Origin of the sequence: Peribacillus glennii (assembly GCF_003429105.1) — a bacterium.
Taxonomy (GTDB): Bacteria; Bacillota; Bacilli; order Bacillales; family DSM-1321; genus Peribacillus; species Peribacillus glennii.
In genome coordinates this window covers 94965-111701 of record NZ_QVTD01000003.1, presented here as the reverse complement: position 1 = coordinate 111701, position 16737 = coordinate 94965, and the positions used below count along the sequence as shown (strand labels likewise).

General features: G+C 41.0%; 17 protein-coding genes. All 17 read left to right on the top strand.

The features are described from left to right. Window positions 1–4 precede the first annotated feature (4 nt). Entirely contained in the window at window positions 5–868 is an 864-nt protein-coding gene (locus D0466_RS02250; RefSeq protein WP_117320943.1) for a branched-chain amino acid ABC transporter permease, read from the top strand. After that, complete coding sequence (locus D0466_RS02245) at window positions 869–1879, top strand: branched-chain amino acid ABC transporter permease (RefSeq protein ID WP_117320942.1); 1011 nt, start codon at window positions 869–871, stop codon at window positions 1877–1879. Window positions 1880–1883: 4 nt separating this feature from the next. Next, window positions 1884–2648 (top strand): ABC transporter ATP-binding protein, encoded by a 765-nt coding sequence (locus D0466_RS02240; protein ID WP_117320941.1) that lies wholly within the window; start codon window positions 1884–1886, stop codon window positions 2646–2648. Beyond that, window positions 2641–3348, top strand: a complete 708-nt coding sequence (locus tag D0466_RS02235) for an ABC transporter ATP-binding protein (protein WP_117320940.1) — start codon at window positions 2641–2643, stop codon at window positions 3346–3348. Before D0466_RS02240 ends, D0466_RS02235 begins: the two co-directional genes overlap by 8 nt. 101 nt (window positions 3349–3449) lie before the next feature. Beyond that, a complete protein-coding gene (locus tag D0466_RS02230; protein WP_117320939.1) occupies window positions 3450–4646 on the top strand; it encodes an ABC transporter substrate-binding protein in 1197 nt (398 codons plus the stop codon). Between the two features lie 156 nt (window positions 4647–4802). Then, entirely contained in the window at window positions 4803–5771 is a 969-nt protein-coding gene (locus tag D0466_RS02225) for an ABC transporter ATP-binding protein (protein WP_117320938.1), read from the top strand. Next, entirely contained in the window at window positions 5764–7284 is a 1521-nt protein-coding gene (gene opuFB, locus D0466_RS02220) for an osmoprotectant update ABC transporter permease/substrate-binding subunit OpuFB (protein WP_117320937.1), read from the top strand. The genes D0466_RS02225 and opuFB overlap by 8 nt, the downstream gene beginning before the upstream one ends. A gap of 171 nt (window positions 7285–7455) precedes the next feature. Next, window positions 7456–8265 carry an Fpg/Nei family DNA glycosylase gene (locus tag D0466_RS02215; protein ID WP_117320936.1) on the top strand — a complete coding sequence of 270 codons (810 nt, stop codon included), beginning with the start codon at window positions 7456–7458 and terminating at the stop codon, window positions 8263–8265. Window positions 8266–8300: 35 nt separating this feature from the next. Beyond that, window positions 8301–9137, top strand: a complete 837-nt coding sequence (locus D0466_RS02210; protein ID WP_117320935.1) for a deoxyribonuclease IV — start codon at window positions 8301–8303, stop codon at window positions 9135–9137. A gap of 211 nt (window positions 9138–9348) precedes the next feature. After that, a complete protein-coding gene (locus tag D0466_RS22740) occupies window positions 9349–9738 on the top strand; it encodes a hypothetical protein (protein WP_233522506.1) in 390 nt (129 codons plus the stop codon). A gap of 836 nt (window positions 9739–10574) precedes the next feature. Further along, entirely contained in the window at window positions 10575–12395 is a 1821-nt protein-coding gene (locus D0466_RS02200; RefSeq protein ID WP_117320933.1) for a nucleoside-diphosphate sugar epimerase/dehydratase, read from the top strand. A 61-nt stretch (window positions 12396–12456) separates the two neighbouring features. Next, window positions 12457–13548, top strand: a complete 1092-nt coding sequence (gene galE, locus D0466_RS02195) for a UDP-glucose 4-epimerase GalE (protein ID WP_117320932.1) — start codon at window positions 12457–12459, stop codon at window positions 13546–13548. Further along, window positions 13541–13690, top strand: a complete 150-nt coding sequence (locus tag D0466_RS22010) for a hypothetical protein (protein ID WP_158555784.1) — start codon at window positions 13541–13543, stop codon at window positions 13688–13690. Before galE ends, D0466_RS22010 begins: the two co-directional genes overlap by 8 nt. Window positions 13691–13957: 267 nt before the next feature. Next, complete coding sequence (locus tag D0466_RS02190) at window positions 13958–14305, top strand: helix-turn-helix domain-containing protein (RefSeq protein WP_117320931.1); 348 nt, start codon at window positions 13958–13960, stop codon at window positions 14303–14305. 46 nt (window positions 14306–14351) lie between these two features. Then, a complete protein-coding gene (locus tag D0466_RS02185; protein ID WP_117320930.1) occupies window positions 14352–15218 on the top strand; it encodes an SGNH/GDSL hydrolase family protein in 867 nt (288 codons plus the stop codon). A 36-nt stretch (window positions 15219–15254) separates the two neighbouring features. Further along, entirely contained in the window at window positions 15255–15998 is a 744-nt protein-coding gene (locus D0466_RS02180; RefSeq protein ID WP_117320929.1) for a YveK family protein, read from the top strand. Then, the gene (locus D0466_RS02175; RefSeq protein ID WP_117320928.1) at window positions 15976–16671 is read left to right on the top strand and encodes a CpsD/CapB family tyrosine-protein kinase; all 696 of its coding nucleotides are present in this window, start codon (window positions 15976–15978) and stop codon (window positions 16669–16671) included. The genes D0466_RS02180 and D0466_RS02175 overlap by 23 nt, the downstream gene beginning before the upstream one ends. Window positions 16672–16737 lie beyond the last annotated feature (66 nt).

Here is a 16737-nt window from a genome sequence, read left to right as displayed (position 1 = left end):
CAAATTGGAAATATTAATCCAACAGTTATTTAACGGCCTGACGATTGGAAGCGTTTACAGCCTTGTTGCTTTGGGGTTAACGCTGGTCTATGGAATCCTGCATATTCCAAATTTCGCCCACGGTGCCTTATATATGTTAGGCGGGTACATCACCTTAACAATGATGACTTCAGCCGGGCTTCATTATTGGCTGGCTATTTTCGTTTCGATCCTCGTAGTCGGATTGACAGGGGTATTGCTGGAAAGACTTGTTTTCCACCCGCTGAGGCACGCGCCTCCCATCCATGACAAAATTGCTGCAATCGGTATCCTTTTATTTTTGGAAGCTTTTGCCCAGTTCGTATGGGGCGCAGATTACCAGTCCATGCCAACTCCTTACGATAAAGTGATAAACCTTTTTGGCATCACCTTCACTTCGCAAAGATTATTGATCATCGTTTCCGCCATAGCCGTCATGATTTTGTTATACCTCTTCCTAAAGAAAACATTCATAGGCTCAACCATCATTGCCATGGCACAGAACCGGGAAGGAGCAAACCTGGTCGGGATAAATACGAACAAAGTTGCGATGCTCACATTTATGATTTCCGGTGCATTGGCTGCAATCGCCTGCTCGCTCGCAGCTCCTATCAATCTCGTATTTCCGGGAATGGGCCATTTGGTCATACTAAAAGCCTTTGTCATTATTATCCTCGGAGGGATGGGAAGCATCCCTGGAGCAATCGTTGGCGGATATATTCTTGGCTTTAGCGAAAGTTTAGGTGCTACATATGTTTCAAATGATTACAAAGACATCATCGCGTTCGTCCTGTTGGTCATAATCCTGTCTGTTAAGCCTACAGGGCTGTTTGCAAAGGAGGGAAGGTAAATGGCAGCCTTTTTCAATCAAAGAAATGTAATTGCCCTGCTTGTTTTATTTTCCGTGGCCTTTCCTTTTATCACACAAAACGAGTACTTTTTACATATCATGACACTCTCGTTTATCTGGATGATAGGGGTTTATGGTTTGAATTTACTCGCAGGATATACAGGCTATCTATCCCTTGCCCATGCAGGATTCTTTGCCATCGGGGCATATTCGCTCGGCTTATTGACAGTTAAGGCTCAAATGAACTTCTGGCTCGCGTTCGTGCTCGCTTGCCTTATTACCAGTGTAGTTGGTCTCTTCGTCGGATTGATCGCATTGCGGACCAAAGAGCATTTTTTCGCCATCTATACATTATGTGTCGGCTACATTATTTATCTTGTGATTGATAAATGGGAGAGCTTGACAGAAGGTGTGAGGGGATTAATCGGAATACCTGCCCCTTCGAACATTGGCCCGATTGCCTTTGATAATGCTCTTTCAATATATTACCTGGTCTTGACCATTTTGCTACTTGTCATTTTAGTAGTTTACCGCATTGTTCATTCCTTGAATGGAAGGACATATCTTGCGATCAGAAACAGTGAAGACCTTGCCCAGACCATTGGGATTTCTACAATGAAAAACAAGTTGACCGTATTTGTGCTTTCAACGTTTTTTGCCGGGTTGGCGGGTGCGCTTTATGCATCGTTTGTACGATTCATCGGCCCGGACATTGGTTCGACTGCAATCACGTTTGATTTGTTGACTTACCTGCTTGTCGGCGGGATTGGAACCCTATCAGGACCGATTGTCGGTACGATCATCATTGTGTGGGTTTCCCAGCAGCTTCAATTTCTGCAAGACTACCGGATGTTGATCTTCGGGCCGGTATTGACCCTGTTAATCATCTTCTACCCAAGGGGAATTGTTGGCGGAGTAGTGGATTGGCGACATAAATATCAGGAGAAAAAGAACAGGAAATTATCGGTCAATTCATTGGTGAAACCGGAAAAACAGGTGAAGGAGGGGTAAACAGATGTTTTTGGAAACAAAAAACCTGACAAAACAATTCGGCGGCTTGCGGGCGGTAAATTCCGTTGACTTTTCCATCGAGGAAGGGAAGATTAATGCGATCATTGGACCGAATGGAGCCGGAAAATCAACCTTTTTTAACTTAATCAGCGGGTTTCACCGACCCACTTCCGGACAAGTAATTTTCAAAGGGAAGGATATAACCACGCTTCCTTCCAACAAGATTGCTGAGCTTGGGGTCGCCAGAACCTTTCAAACAACGAATCTATTTGAACAATCAACCGTTTTGGACAATGTCATCGTCGGCCACCGCCTTCGGACAAAATCCAATCTTCTTGACGCAATACTCAGGACCAAGCGGTTGAAGGCAGAGGAAAAGCAATGCAAGGATAAGGCAATCGAGGTGCTGGACTTTGTCGGCCTGACCCATGTGGCACATAAACAGGCAGCCGGTATCTCCCAGGAAGAGAAAAAAAGGGTCGCCTTTGCCCTGGCACTGGCCACGGACCCTGAAATCGTGTTCCTCGATGAACCCGCAGCAGGCGTGAATCCAGACGAAACCGAAGGCCTTGCGGTCCTTATGCAGAAAATGGCCGAAAAAGGGATTACAGTCTGCCTAATCGAACATAAAATGTCAATGATCATGAAGCTGGCAGACAAAATCATGGTCTTAAATTACGGTGAAAAAATTGCGGAAGGCACACCTGAACAAATAAAAAACAATGAAGCGGTAATTAAGGCGTATCTGGGAGGGAGTGCCATTGCTTAAGCTAAACGGTATTTCTGTAAAATATGGAAGCTATACCGCCATCCAGCAGGTCAATATTGAAGTCGAAAAGGGAGACATAGTCGTCTTGCTGGGATCGAATGGAGCGGGGAAAAGCACCACGTTCCGGACAATAAGTGGGCTAAATAAGCCCTTTGAAGGGGAAATCGAATTTGAAGGACAATCAATAAAAGGCAGGTCACCCGATCGGATCGTCCAGTCCGGCGTTGTTCAATGCGCGGAAGGGAGAAAGTTATTCTCCGATATGTCCGTCCAGGAAAATTTGCGGATGGGCGCATATGTCCATCGCAGGAAGAAGGAACAAATCAAACAATCAATCGAACATGTATATGAGTTGTTCCCCATATTGAAGGATAAAAGGAACGATGCCGCTGGGTCGTTGAGTGGAGGGCAGCAGCAAATGCTCGCGATTGGAAGGGCTTTGATGTCCAAGCCGAAGCTCATGCTCCTCGACGAGCCTTCCGTCGGCCTGGCCCCATTGATCGTTGAACAGATGTTCGAGGTAATCCAGCAGATAAACAAAGAGGGGACAACCATTTTATTGGCGGAACAAAACGCCAATGCCGCATTAAAAATTGCTAATAAAGGCTATGTCTTTGAAAACGGTTCAATTGTCGTTAAGGGAAGCTCCGATGAGCTGTTTGCCAATGAGGAAGTGCGCAAGGCGTATATTGGGGCTTAAGCCTGACTGGAACAAAACATCCGCATTAAAGGAGGTGGTGCACGATACCATCTTATGTTCAAATCGAAAATATGCCAATTAGATAACAGAGGGGGAAAAGTATGAAAAAGGTCAAATTAATGTTTGTGGTAAGTCTAATGTTAACTTTAGTTTTTGCTTTGGCAGCCTGCAATAGCTCGAGCTCTACCAATTCATCATCCGGCGGCGGGGGCAGCAAAGATGGAAATACGGTAAATGTCGGTTTTAGCGGACCTTTAAGCGGACCGGCAGCGTTCTACGGTGAACGTACCTTAAACGGGTTGAAAATGGCTGCTGAGGAAATTAACAAAGATGGCGGTTTTGAAGTGAAAGGCAAGAAGTATAAAATCAATGTCGTTTCCCTAGATGACAAATATTTGCCAAATGAAACAGGTGCCAACGCGAAAAGGCTGATTCAGGAGCATAAGACGCCTATCATCTTTACTCCTCACAGCGGCGGAGTGCTTGCTTTGCAGGTATTTAATCAACAAGACAATTTTATCGTCGGAGCTTATACAAGCGAACCGAAAGTGACAGAATCCGGGAACAAACTGACAGTCCGGATCCCGCCTCGCTATGATGGCTATATCGAACCATTCAGTGAGTATACAATGGAGAGATTCGGCAAGAAAATTGCAGCTCTTCCAACCGCTTCCCAGTACGGCAAGGACTGGACAGAAAAGCTTCTTCCTCATTGGGAAAAAGCAGGCGGACAGGTCGTTTATAACTCGGCTATCGACTTCACAAAAGACACTGACTTCTTTACGATCGTAACCAATGCATTGAAAAAGAAGCCGGATGTCCTTTTCATCGGCGGTGCATCCGAACCGACTGCCAAAGTGGCTAAGCAAGCAAGGGAACTGGGCTTCAAAGGCGGCTTTATCATCATGGACCAGGCAAAGCTGGATGAAATGAAAAAAGTCACAGGCACATATGAAGCTCTTGAAGGCTCAATTGGTGTTTTGCCATTGGTCGATACCCAGAATCCAGGAACAGACCAATTCGTTAAGAACTATAAAGCAGAGCATAATGAAGACCCAGGGTCCGAGGCAGGATTGAACTACATGGCCATGAATGCTTTCGTAGAAGCCATGAAAGCGGCAGGATCTGTAGATGACCCTAAGAAAATCCGCGAAGCAATGGATGAAGGATTAAAGAATATTCCTGAAGAGAAAAAGGTATATGTGATTCCTGGCATAGAGGAAGACGGAGGCTTTCAATCGGATTTAATTGTCGGTGCTGTCGAGAAAGGGAAAATTGTTCCGATTGAAGTGGAGTAATTTCCGGATGACGCAAAATTGATCAAAACTAACAAGCCTGTTTCCTGTATTCATTGGGAAACAGGCTTTGTCGTCCCTAATTCCCAATAGTATATTATTAGGAAAATAGGTAAAAGAATGTTTTAATTATAGACAATAACAATAAGGGGACGAAACATGATCAGATTCGAAAACGTATCGAAGCAATATCCAGCTGGCACCCATGCCGTGAAATCCCTTAATTTTGATATCAAAGAAGGGGAGTTTTTCGTGCTTATTGGTCCTAGTGGGTGCGGAAAAACAACTACATTAAAACTGATCAACCGGTTGCATGAGTTGACGACTGGCTATATTTACATCGATGGAAAGAAAATCAGTGAGTATGATATTCATGAACTAAGATGGAACATCGGCTACGTCCTGCAGCAAATCGCTCTTTTTCCTCATATGAGCATTGAAGAAAACATCGCTGTTGTTCCTGAGTTAAGAAAATGGAGCAAGGATACGATCCGTAAACGAGTTGATGAGCTCCTTGAATTGGTCGGACTTGAGCCGGATACTTACCGGGACAGGAAACCAAAGGAACTGTCCGGTGGACAACAACAGCGCATAGGAGTTATACGCGCACTCGCTGCAGATCCCCAAATAATCTTGATGGATGAGCCCTTTAGCGCACTTGATCCGATAAGCAGGGAAAAACTGCAGGATGATTTGCTTCAGCTTAAAGAACGGATAAAGAAAACGATCGTATTTGTGACGCATGACATCCAGGAAGCGTTGAAGCTGGGGGATCGGATTTGTGTGATGCAGGATGGGGAGATTGTCCAAATTGGTACACCTGAAGAAATCACTTTGAAACCCGCAAACAACTTTGTCAAAGAATTTATCGGTGACCAAAAACCCGGCCTTTTGCTGGATGACTTTGTTGAAAAAGCATTGATGCAAATACCCGAAGAATCCGTTTCTGTGAATCCCAAGGCTGCAATCCCAGCATCTTCAACAGTAGAACAAGCGCTTAAAGTCCTCTCGCAACACGATGTATTGGCTGTAGAAAAAGAAGGGCAAATAATCGGAGTAATAAGCAGGCAATCCGTTATTCAGTATCTGGCTGAACGTTCGCGGGAAAGAGGGAAGCAACATGGCTAATTTTTCTCATGTATTTAGTGAAAGAAAGGCAGAACTAGCCGGAGCCGTTCTCGAACATATTCAAATATCATTCATTGCACTCTTTTTGGCAGTCATTATTGCCATCCCGCTCGGAATTTATTTGACCAGGCATAAACGGGCGGCAGAAGGGATTATCGGCGTAACTGCGGTTCTGCAGACTATTCCTTCACTGGCGCTTTTAGGTCTTCTTATTCCGCTATTCGGCATTGGTGCGATACCTGCCATTATCGCTCTTGTTATTTATGCTTTATTGCCAATCCTGAGAAATACATATACAGGCATCAACGAAGTGGATCCTTCCTTAATTGAAGCGGGAAGGGCAATGGGGATGAACCGTAGCAGGCTGTTAATGAAGGTGGAACTTCCTCTTGCCCTTCCTGTAATCATGGCAGGGATCCGGACGGCGATGGTGTTAATCGTTGGTACCGCAACACTGGCTGCCCTCATTGGTGCAGGAGGTCTTGGAGATTTAATATTGCTGGGCATTGACAGGAATAACACATCTCTTATCGTTCTTGGCGCTATACCTGCAGCCCTTTTGGCAATCCTATTTGATATATTGCTCCGTCAATTCGAGCGTATGTCCTTTAAAAAAGCGATGATTACTTTTGGCTCCCTATCTGTAGCCGGATTATTGATCATCTTTCTGCCGCTGCTTTCTGCCGGGAAAGAAAGGAACATTATAATCGCGGGAAAACTTGGTTCTGAGCCAGAAATATTAATAAACATGTATAAGCTGCTTATTGAGGAAAACACCGATTTACATGTTGAGTTAAAGCCAGGATTAGGCAAAACTTCTTTCGTATTTAATGCCTTGAGATCAGGAGAAATAGACATTTATCCAGAATTTACGGGCACAGCCATTTCCGAATTCCTCAAGGAAACCGCAGACAGTACGGACAGAAACGAAGTCTATAAACAGGCAAGAGAAGGCATGCTTGACACATTCAATTTGGAACTCCTGGAACCAACGGAGTATAACAATACCTATGCGCTTGCCGTACCACAGGCTATGGCAGAGGAAAATCAGCTTGAAACGATATCCGACCTTGGCAAGGTCCGCACGCAATTGAAAGCTGGCTTCACTCTGGAATTTTCCGACCGGGAGGATGGTTATCGGGGAATCCAAAAGCTCTATGGACTGACTTTTAGCAATGTAAAAACAATGGAGCCAAAGCTTCGCTATCAGGCCATTGAGTCTGGCGACATAAATCTCGTGGACGCCTATTCAACCGACAGTGAATTAAGGCAATACAAACTTACGGTACTGGAAGATGATAAGCATTTATTCCCTCCATATCAAGGGGCACCGCTGCTAAGGAAGGAAACGCTGAAAACTTATCCGGAACTGAAAAAGCCGTTAAACAAACTTGCCGGGAAAATTACGGATGACCAGATGCGTGAAATGAACTATCAAGTAAACGTAAATGGGAAAAGCCCGGCAGCAGTGGCCAAGGAATTTTTGCGGTCTGAAGGGCTCCTTGAAAAGTAAATAAAGTCCAGAATCAAATCCCAGCTTTACTTTTTATGGTAAAGCTGTTTTTTTATTAATTGCATCTTTTAGCTACAGCCAGTGAGGCAAATTCTTCGTATCCCAGAGGCTTCTTCAGGAAATAGTAACTACATTCAATACATCTTGATTTTACTTTTGGAGGATGAATGAATGCCAGAGCTTCCCGAAATGGAAAATTACAGGTTGTTGCTTTCTGAAAAAATAACAGGCCGCGTAATTACAGGAGTACATATAAATCGTGAAAAATCCATCAATGTCAGCATTCTACTATTCTGCGACAAGGTTATGAACCAAACGGTTGCCCGTATTGAAAGAAGGGCAAAACATCTATTGTTCCATCTGCAAAACGGCAGGGTCCTTCTATTGCATTTAATGCTCGGCGGCTGGATATATTTTGGAAGGGAAGAGGATAAGCCAGAAAGGACCATTAAAGTCCAATTGTGCTTCGGCGACCACCACCTTTACTTCATTGGTTTGCGTCTTGGGTATTTGCATTTATATGATGGAGATTCGGCAAGACAACAGCTGTCAGATTTAGGGCCAGAGCCATTGAATGGCGACTTCACGTTAGATATGTTTTTAAAAATGACCGCCGGTAAAAGAGGCCGGCTAAAGATGAAGCTTGTTGATCAACAATTCATTTCTGGAATTGGCAATTGCTACAGCGATGAAATTTGCTTTCACGCTAAGGTATTGCCGACTAGGGATATGAATGATCTGGCACAACCCGAAATAACCCAGCTTTATCATTCCATACGGTTCATTCTGCAACAAGCCATTAAACATGGAGGGTACATGGAGAATCCTGTCTATAAAGGAGACTCAATAACTGGCGGTTCTGATGCATTGTGCAAAGTGTATGACAGGGAAGGGGAAAAGTGCAGCCGTTGTGGTGCTGTTATCATTAAGGAAATCGTTTCTTCCCGTAAAGTGTTTTATTGCGGATCTTGCCAAAAATAGAATGAAATATCCAGAATGAACAGGACGGAGATATCATGAAATTCGGTAGCCATGTCAGTATAAGGGAAGGATATCTGGGAGCTGCCAAACGTGCTGCGTCAATGAACGCAGCAGCCTATCAATTTTTTCCAAAAAATCCAAGGAGCCTGACAGTCAAGGAATTCGATAAAATCGATGCTGAGCACTGCAAAGAGTTTTGCAAGGAGCATAACATGATTTCAATTGCCCATACGCCCTATCCAACAAGCCTGACACCTTCTGCGGGTAAAAAGGAGGCAGTAATCTCATCACTCATTAAAGATTTAGAGATATCCGAAGCTTGCGGGGCCACTGGAGTTGTCGTGCATTTTGGCAGCCAGATCAGCGAAAGCGATCCCTTGGCCAGCTATCGGTTAATGATTGAAATGCTTAACTCAGTCCTGGAACATTGGGATGGAATGTGTAAAATTCTTTTGGAAAACAATGCGGGAAAACCGGGGACAATAGGAACAACTCTTGAGGAGCTTGTCCAGGTTCGCAATCTTTGTGTTGAACCCGAAAAAATAGGATTCTGTTTAGATACCTGCCATGCCTTCGCGAGCGGGCTCTGGAATGGCGATAACTGGGATGAAGTAGTTGATAAGGGTGTTGGTCTGAATTATTTCGAGCACTTATACGCGATTCATTTCAATAACTGTAAATACCAGACAGGCCTTGGAATCGACCGCCATGCGAATATTTTTAAGGGAGGTTATATCAACGAGGAACAATTCTCTTCCCTATTAAATTCAGAAGTTTTAATAAACATACCCTTTATACTGGAGACACCGTCCAAGGAAGGAATTACCCACAAGGAAGAAATTTCTCAATTGCAGAAGAACCGGGGAAAATAAGTTGCATCGTAAAGAAGTGAATGTCCGGGAAGTCATCTAAATTCCAATCAAATTGATCTTGCGGTTGGATTTAACAGTTCCAATTACAGGGAAGCCCTAGGCGTTACAAGGATTCACCAGTTTCCTGCTTGTGTACCAGCTGTCCATAAGGATATAGATCTGGCAGGGAATGGTTGAACCATCTCCCTTGTAAGGGTATTCTTGCTTTTATATGAATCCCAAGTTCATGGTAAACCCCACTAAATTAGGGACGGAAATCCCAGGTAAACTAATAGCCTTTAGCCATAACAGATGCTGTAATGAGACAATACGACCAGACCCTTTTTCCTTCGGTTTGGGAGAAGTAGAAATCCAACGCTTCCATTGTTTTGGTGGAACGCTCCTTTTGGCAACCCGAATCATTGACTATCAGAAAGATGATCGACCTGTCGTCTACCTCCTTTTGGCAGGCGCGTCGGATGGAACAGATCAAGTGGTTCTTCTTACTGCGATGAACCCGGTGTGCTCACAGGTCATACAACTGAGGTCACGGTCCTTCCCGGAATGGGTCCGGATCTGTGTAATTGTCTTTCGTCCGGTAGACCCAAGATTCCAAGCATGATGGAAACAAGTGGATTGACTGGGGGTTGCCCAATAGAAAGTGACCATGAACTTAGACAACTCCTTTTTTCTGGAATTTGGTCGAGTGTAGAAACTTTCTAATTCCACGATTAAAGGAATGTCATTCTTGTTTTTATGAAATTTTCACTGCCCAACAAAAAAAAACTTCTGTGAAACAAAAAATGTAGATTCTTGAAAAAAAAAACCAAATCTGTTGACATGTTCTTTATATAGAACTAATATGTAATTATCAACCATTATCTAAAACAACCTATTTGTTAATTTGATTCCCTTTTCAAACCTTTTTAAACATGAAACGTTCTTGATTAAGAATAACACAGACGTGATTATTACATTCAAAAAAGATCAAATCTGTAAAATTTTTAGTAGCAGGGTATATTTTTTTGGAATGTTGTTCTTGTTCGAGAACAAGTTTGTTCTAAAGAGAGATAATAATGCGGTGATGTCTCCTTACCGTTATCAAAGGAGGCACTCGATCATGCTGTGGGTTGAAAAAACCTTAGACGCCAGTCGTCAAGAGTGTGATGTGAGGAGGGGTTAGATGCCCCATTATTAAAATAAAATATTAAATTATGCTGTTTCTGCTAGAGAGACCTCATAATTTAGTATTTTATTTTACTTAGAAAAGGAGCTGTAAGATGAAGAATCAATGTCCTAAAAGTATTACAAAATCCATCAGGTATATTAAACAAGAGGCCACTACTAAACAACTCGAAGAATTTGAAAGGATGTTGAACCGTGCAATTAAAAGGCGAAAAGACATCTTAAGAAATAAGCAAAATACAACTATTTTAGAATAAGAAGGGATGGAGGTAGATGACTTATAGGCAAAGATTATCATTATTCCTATTAATTGATACTTGTATTGTATTTACGGCCATATATTTCAGCCGTTTCCTTGTCGACTCTAGCTTTTATGTAGTGACTATTCCTGTTATCACCAGTTGTATTGTAATATTACTTAGTTTTTGTCTTTTTTCTTTTCAATTTCATCTATACAGAAAATCATGGGAATATGCCAGCATTGGGGAATTAATCATCATATTCAAGACTGTCACAGCAACTATTTTAACCACAGTTCTTGTGCAGAAAATTGTTTTTGGTGAAGTATTTTCTCGCCTTCTTACTGTAACGTGGTTATTGAATATGCTCCTGATAGGCGGTTCAAGATTTTGCTGGAGAATTTACCGTGATCAGTATCTAACGAAAAAAACGAACAAAAAACGGACGTTGATTGTGGGAGCCGGAGCGGCAGGTACAATGGTCGCCAGACAACTGCTAAAAAGAAATGAGTCCGAATTGATGCCTACCGCTTTTATCGATGACAATATCAAGAAGCAAAATTTGGATATTTTGGGGATACCGGTAGTTGGAGGTGTTTCTAAAATATTGGAAGTTGTCCGAAAAATGGGTATTGAACATATCATTATAGCCATCCCTTCATTACAAAGGCGGGAATTAAATACAATCTTCCAAGAATGTGCCAAAACGGGAGTAAAAACACAAATATTGCCTATGCTGGAGGACTTGCTGACGGGAAAAATTTCAGTTAATAAATTGCGGGATGTAAAAGTGGAAGATTTACTGGGCAGAGAGCCCGTTGAATTGGACATTGAAAAAATCTCAGAGTATGTTACGGATAAAGTTGTCTTAGTGACAGGCGCCGGGGGTTCAATTGGATCCGAAATTTGCCGGCAAGTCGCCAATTTTAAACCTAAGAAGCTCATTCTCCTTGGCCATGGCGAAAATAGTATTTACAACATTGAGATGGAATTAAAAGCAATTCTTAAATATAAGGAAATTGAAATTCTTCCAGAAATTGCTGATCTACAGGATTATGGAAAAATGATGACAGTGATGGAAACCTATAAACCACATGTTGTATACCATGCTGCTGCCCATAAGCATGTACCATTGATGGAACATAATCCAGAAGAGGCTGTGAAAAATAATATCATTGGCACAATGAACGCAGCGAATGCAGCAAGAACCTATAACGTACAAACATTCGTTATGATTTCAAGCGATAAAGCGGTCAATCCTACAAGTGTGATGGGTGCAACAAAGAGGCTGGCAGAAATGGCCATACAGCAAATAAATATGGAAAGCGAAACGAAATTTGTCGCCGTCCGCTTTGGAAATGTATTAGGAAGCCGGGGCAGCGTCATCCCGTTATTTAAAAAGCAAATAGAGAAAGGAGGCCCGGTAACAGTTACCCATCCTGACATGATCCGTTACTTTATGACCATACCAGAAGCATCCAGACTGGTTATCCAGGCAGGGGCACTTGCCCAGGGAGGGGAAATTTTCGTGTTGGACATGGGGGAACCTGTGAAAATTGTCGATTTAGCAGAAAATTTAATAAAACTTTCAGGGCAGACCGTAGAAGAAATTGGCATAAAATTTACCGGGGTACGGCCTGGAGAAAAGCTTTTTGAAGAACTGTTGAATCATGACGAGATTCATCACGAGCAAATCTTCTCAAATATTTACATAGGGCAAGCCAGGCAAATTTATTCGGATGAAATTGAAGAGCTTATATCAACCTATTTAAATTTAGACAAAGAAGTATTACGGAAGAGGCTGTTGGATCTGGCAAACAACAGGGTGGTTCCTCAACGCTTAATGTCTGTATAGATTTAACAAAATATAGAATTGACAAAGCACTTCCTATTTTTTTTATAATGGAGGTATTTTTTTGGTGATACTGGTTACTGGAGGAGCGGGATTTATTGGGAGTCATACCTGTGTAGAACTTATACAAAATGGCTATGAACTGATTGTTATCGATAATTTTTTGAATAGCCAGCCGGAATCTCTGGATCGGGTAAGGGAACTAACCGGACGGAGTTTTAAGTTTTATCAAGTAGATATGTTGGAAGAAGATCAACTTGAACAGGTCTTTTCGGAAAATGACATAGATGCAGTGATTCACTTTGCAGGGCTTAAGTCTGTAAGGGAATCGGTCAATAATCCTCTTTTGTATTATAAAAATAATCTAATGAGTACCATCATCCTTTGTCAGCTGATGCAAAAATACAAGGTAAAAAACTTAGTGTTCAGTTCATCAGCAACTGTGTATGGTCATCCGAAAAAAGTACCGATAGCAGAAAATTCCCCTTTAAAAGCACTGAATCCATATGGAAGGACAAAGCTGGTAATTGAAGAGTTGCTGCATGATCTATATGCATCAGATCCGGAATGGAGTATTGCTTTATTAAGATATTTTAACCCGATTGGTGCCCATTCAAGCGGCCGGTTAGGAGAAGACCCAAATGGCATCCCAAACAACCTGATGCCATACATTACGAAAGTTGCGGCAGGGAAGCTGCCTCTGCTTAAGGTTTTCGGAGATCAATATCAAACTGTCGATGGCACCGGAGTAAGAGATTATATCCATGTCGTTGATCTGGCGATTGGCCATCTTCTGGCACTTGAAAAAACTTGTCATTCATCAGGTATAAATGCTTATAACCTAGGAACAGGCCAAGGCCATAGTGTGCTGGAATTAGTGTCCGCCTTCGAATCCGTTACGGGGCTTAAAATTCCCTATGAAATTACCAGTCCACGGAATGGTGATGCAGCGATTTGTTTTGCCGATCCAGAAAAAGCCCGGCAAGAACTTGGTTGGAACGCAGAGAAGGGAATCGAAGAAATGTGTGAAGATTCATGGAGATGGCAGTTTAATAACCCTGATGGTTATATCCAAGATGAAGATCATCGTAAAACGAAGAACGAGGATTTTTTTGTCAACAAACGAAAAGAAGGCCTGGTGAAAGAATTTGGATGAAGATCAACTAAACCAAGAAACATTTAAATGCATTTTGTCCGATGCCTATAAACGAGGAAATGAAGTAGAAAACATCAAGGTTTTGGTTTTAATAGAAGAAATTAAGAAGCAAATTATTTCTGCGCAAAAAAGTTGGAAGTGAACACATTAACAGATTGGTACGGAAGCAACTCCACTTAAATCGTTGCCTAACAATGTAGAAATATCCTCAAGACCAATGAGAAAAAAATTCATTTTAGATTTTTCATAAAGAGAAATGTTTACCCTCAGGATCTAATTTATCATTCAAGGATACAATTTAGAAAAATAATCAAATCAACACAAGAAATGCCTTCAATCAAAACAGTTAGAGGGGGAATGACGTGTTAGGTCGAATTGTTACGGCAAAATAGGATAAAGAGGTAAACCAATGATCGGAAAAAAAATAGCTGAAATTCGAAAAAAAAGAGGGTATAGCTTATCGGAGCTTGCAAAAATGGCGAAAGTATCAAAATCATACCTAAGTAATATTGAGAGGGGACTTAACAAGAATCCCTCCCTCCAGGTCATGATAAGGATTGCAGCTGTATTAGAGATTGATCTCGTTACATTATTGAAAGCTGAAACTGACCTAGAAACAAATCTTTACATTGAAAAAGAGTGGGTCGACTTTGTAAATGAACTAAAAGAATTAGGACTTGACAAGGAACAGATTCAACAATACAAAACGTTGATTGAATTTATTAAATGGCAAAACCAGAATTCGGATCGCAAATAAAACCTAAAGTATAGATATAGAAGTTAATCAAGAGATGGAGGTAAAAATGAATAAATATATTGTTCTATTATGTGGGGGAATTTGTTTAGTTATCTTAATTTTCGGACATCTCCACTGGAAAAAAATAAATGAATCAGCTGCTATGGAGGTGAAAATAGCTGCTGAAAAAAACCTTAAAAAAGAACAAGAGCAAAGGGAGGCTTTAATTAATAGATTAACACCCAGCAAAAACAAGCCTCAATCATTAATGGATTTTTTAAAATACAGGGCCTTAACTCAAGAAAAGGTTGTTGTTACAGTTTTAGGGAGCAATGGTACGGTCGGTACGGGTGCGAGTGATTCATCTAAGGCATGGCCGGCACTCTTGGAGAAAAATTTACGATTTTATTCTCCCGATCTGGAATCATTAAAGATAAATAAACGGGGCTATTCAGGTTATTCAACATCTGACTTATTAAAAAGCAAAAAAACCGATGTAGTGATTAATGATAATCCAGACCTGGTTATTTTTGAGAATTCTTTGATTATCAATCATGTAAAATCAATAAGTATTAAACAAACAAATGAAGATTTGAAAAATATTATGTCCATCCTGCAGAAAAGCCTTCCTAATGCAAAAATTTTAATTATGTCTCCAAATCCCATTTCCAATAGTAAAAATAAAAATGAACTAGGGCTTACTTACTTAGATTATATTAAAGAGTCTGAGAAGGAGATCAATAAAAATAAATGGGCGTATTTGGACACCATGGAAGGCATGGAAAAAAAATTAAAAGACCATAATAATTTATTGGTGGATATGTTAGCTTCAGATTATGTAAACCCTAATGATTACGGCAATTCATTATGGTTTGAAGTTTTGTTTGATCATTTTAAAAGAAGATCTCAAATTAGATTGGCTGGAAATAGATAAAGTTTTACCCAAACAATTAACAATTTGGAGGTCATTATGCAGGATACTATCAATTTAAAACAAGTTTTTACTATTTTAAAAAAGAGTTGGAAGTTAATTACGCTGATAACAATGATTGCTGTGTTGATAAGTGGTTTAATTTCTTATTTTGCATTGACGCCAGTATATCAGGCTACTGCACAAATTTTGGTAAATCAGAAAAATTCGGAGAGCCCGCTTGACATCACCCGGATGCAAGGAAATGTGGAATTGATCAATACGTATAGCGAGATCATCAAAAGCCCTGCCATATTAGAAAAGGTTATCGAACAGCTGGCATTATCACAAGGGGTTGCTCAGCTTAATCAAAATATTTCAGTTACCATCCAAGAAAATTCCCAGGTTTTTTCTTTGTCAGTGAAAGATAATGATGCGACTAAGGCAGTCGAGATTGCAAATGCAGTGTCTGAGACATTTCAGAAAGAAATTCCAGGCATAATGAACGTTGATAATGTAAGCATTCTTGCAAAAGCGAAATTCATAAAAAATCCTGCTCCCGTTAGCCCCAATCCAATAATGAATATCGCAATTGCATTGGTGATCGGCTTAATGTTTGGAATAGGCTTAGCTTTCCTTTTGGAGTATTTGGACAATACATTGGTTAATGCCCAAGATGTAGAGGCCGTACTTGGATTGCCAGTGCTTGGGTCGATTCAAAAAATCTCTCAAGAAAAACTGAAAAAAGATTCTACAATACAAAAAATGGTAGGTGAACCACTTGAGTCGCAAGTTGAAAGGTAAAAATACTAAAGCGGTTAATTTAATTGCCTATAATCAACCAAAGTTGCACATTACTGAACAATACCGGCTAGTCAGGACGAATATCCTTTTTTCCTCGGTGGACAGGAACTTAAAAACGATTATAGTCACATCACCGGAACCCTCTGAAGGAAAAACAACAACAGCTGCCAATCTGGCCATTGTTCTAGCACAACAAGGAAAGCATGTATTACTCGTAGACGCAGATCTAAGAAAACCCTCTGTTCACCATTCGTTTAAGGTTAGCAATATTCAGGGTTTAACCAGTGTGCTTACAAAGAAAACTGATTTAGAGGAAGCAATATATAAAACACACGTTCCATTTCTTAATATTTTAACAAGCGGGCCCATACCGCCAAATCCAGCGGAGATATTAGACTCTAAGGCAATGGAAATGATCATTGAGAAACTTAAAGGGATGTTCGAATTTGTAATTTTTGATACACCCCCTGTACTAGCTGTAACAGACTCACAAATCATAGCTAATAAATGCGATGGAATTGTGATGGTGGTGGCCAGTGGAAAGACTAATAAGGAACACGCAGTTAAAACAAAAGAATTGCTGGAAAAGACAAAGTCCAAGATTATTGGTGTTGTTGTGAATGGAGTGGACTCAAAAAGAGACGGCTATTATTACGAATACGGAAAAAATTAAGTACCTATATGAAAGCATATATATTTCCGTTAAAAGTAGAAAAAATCTCTTCCATCAAATACCTCT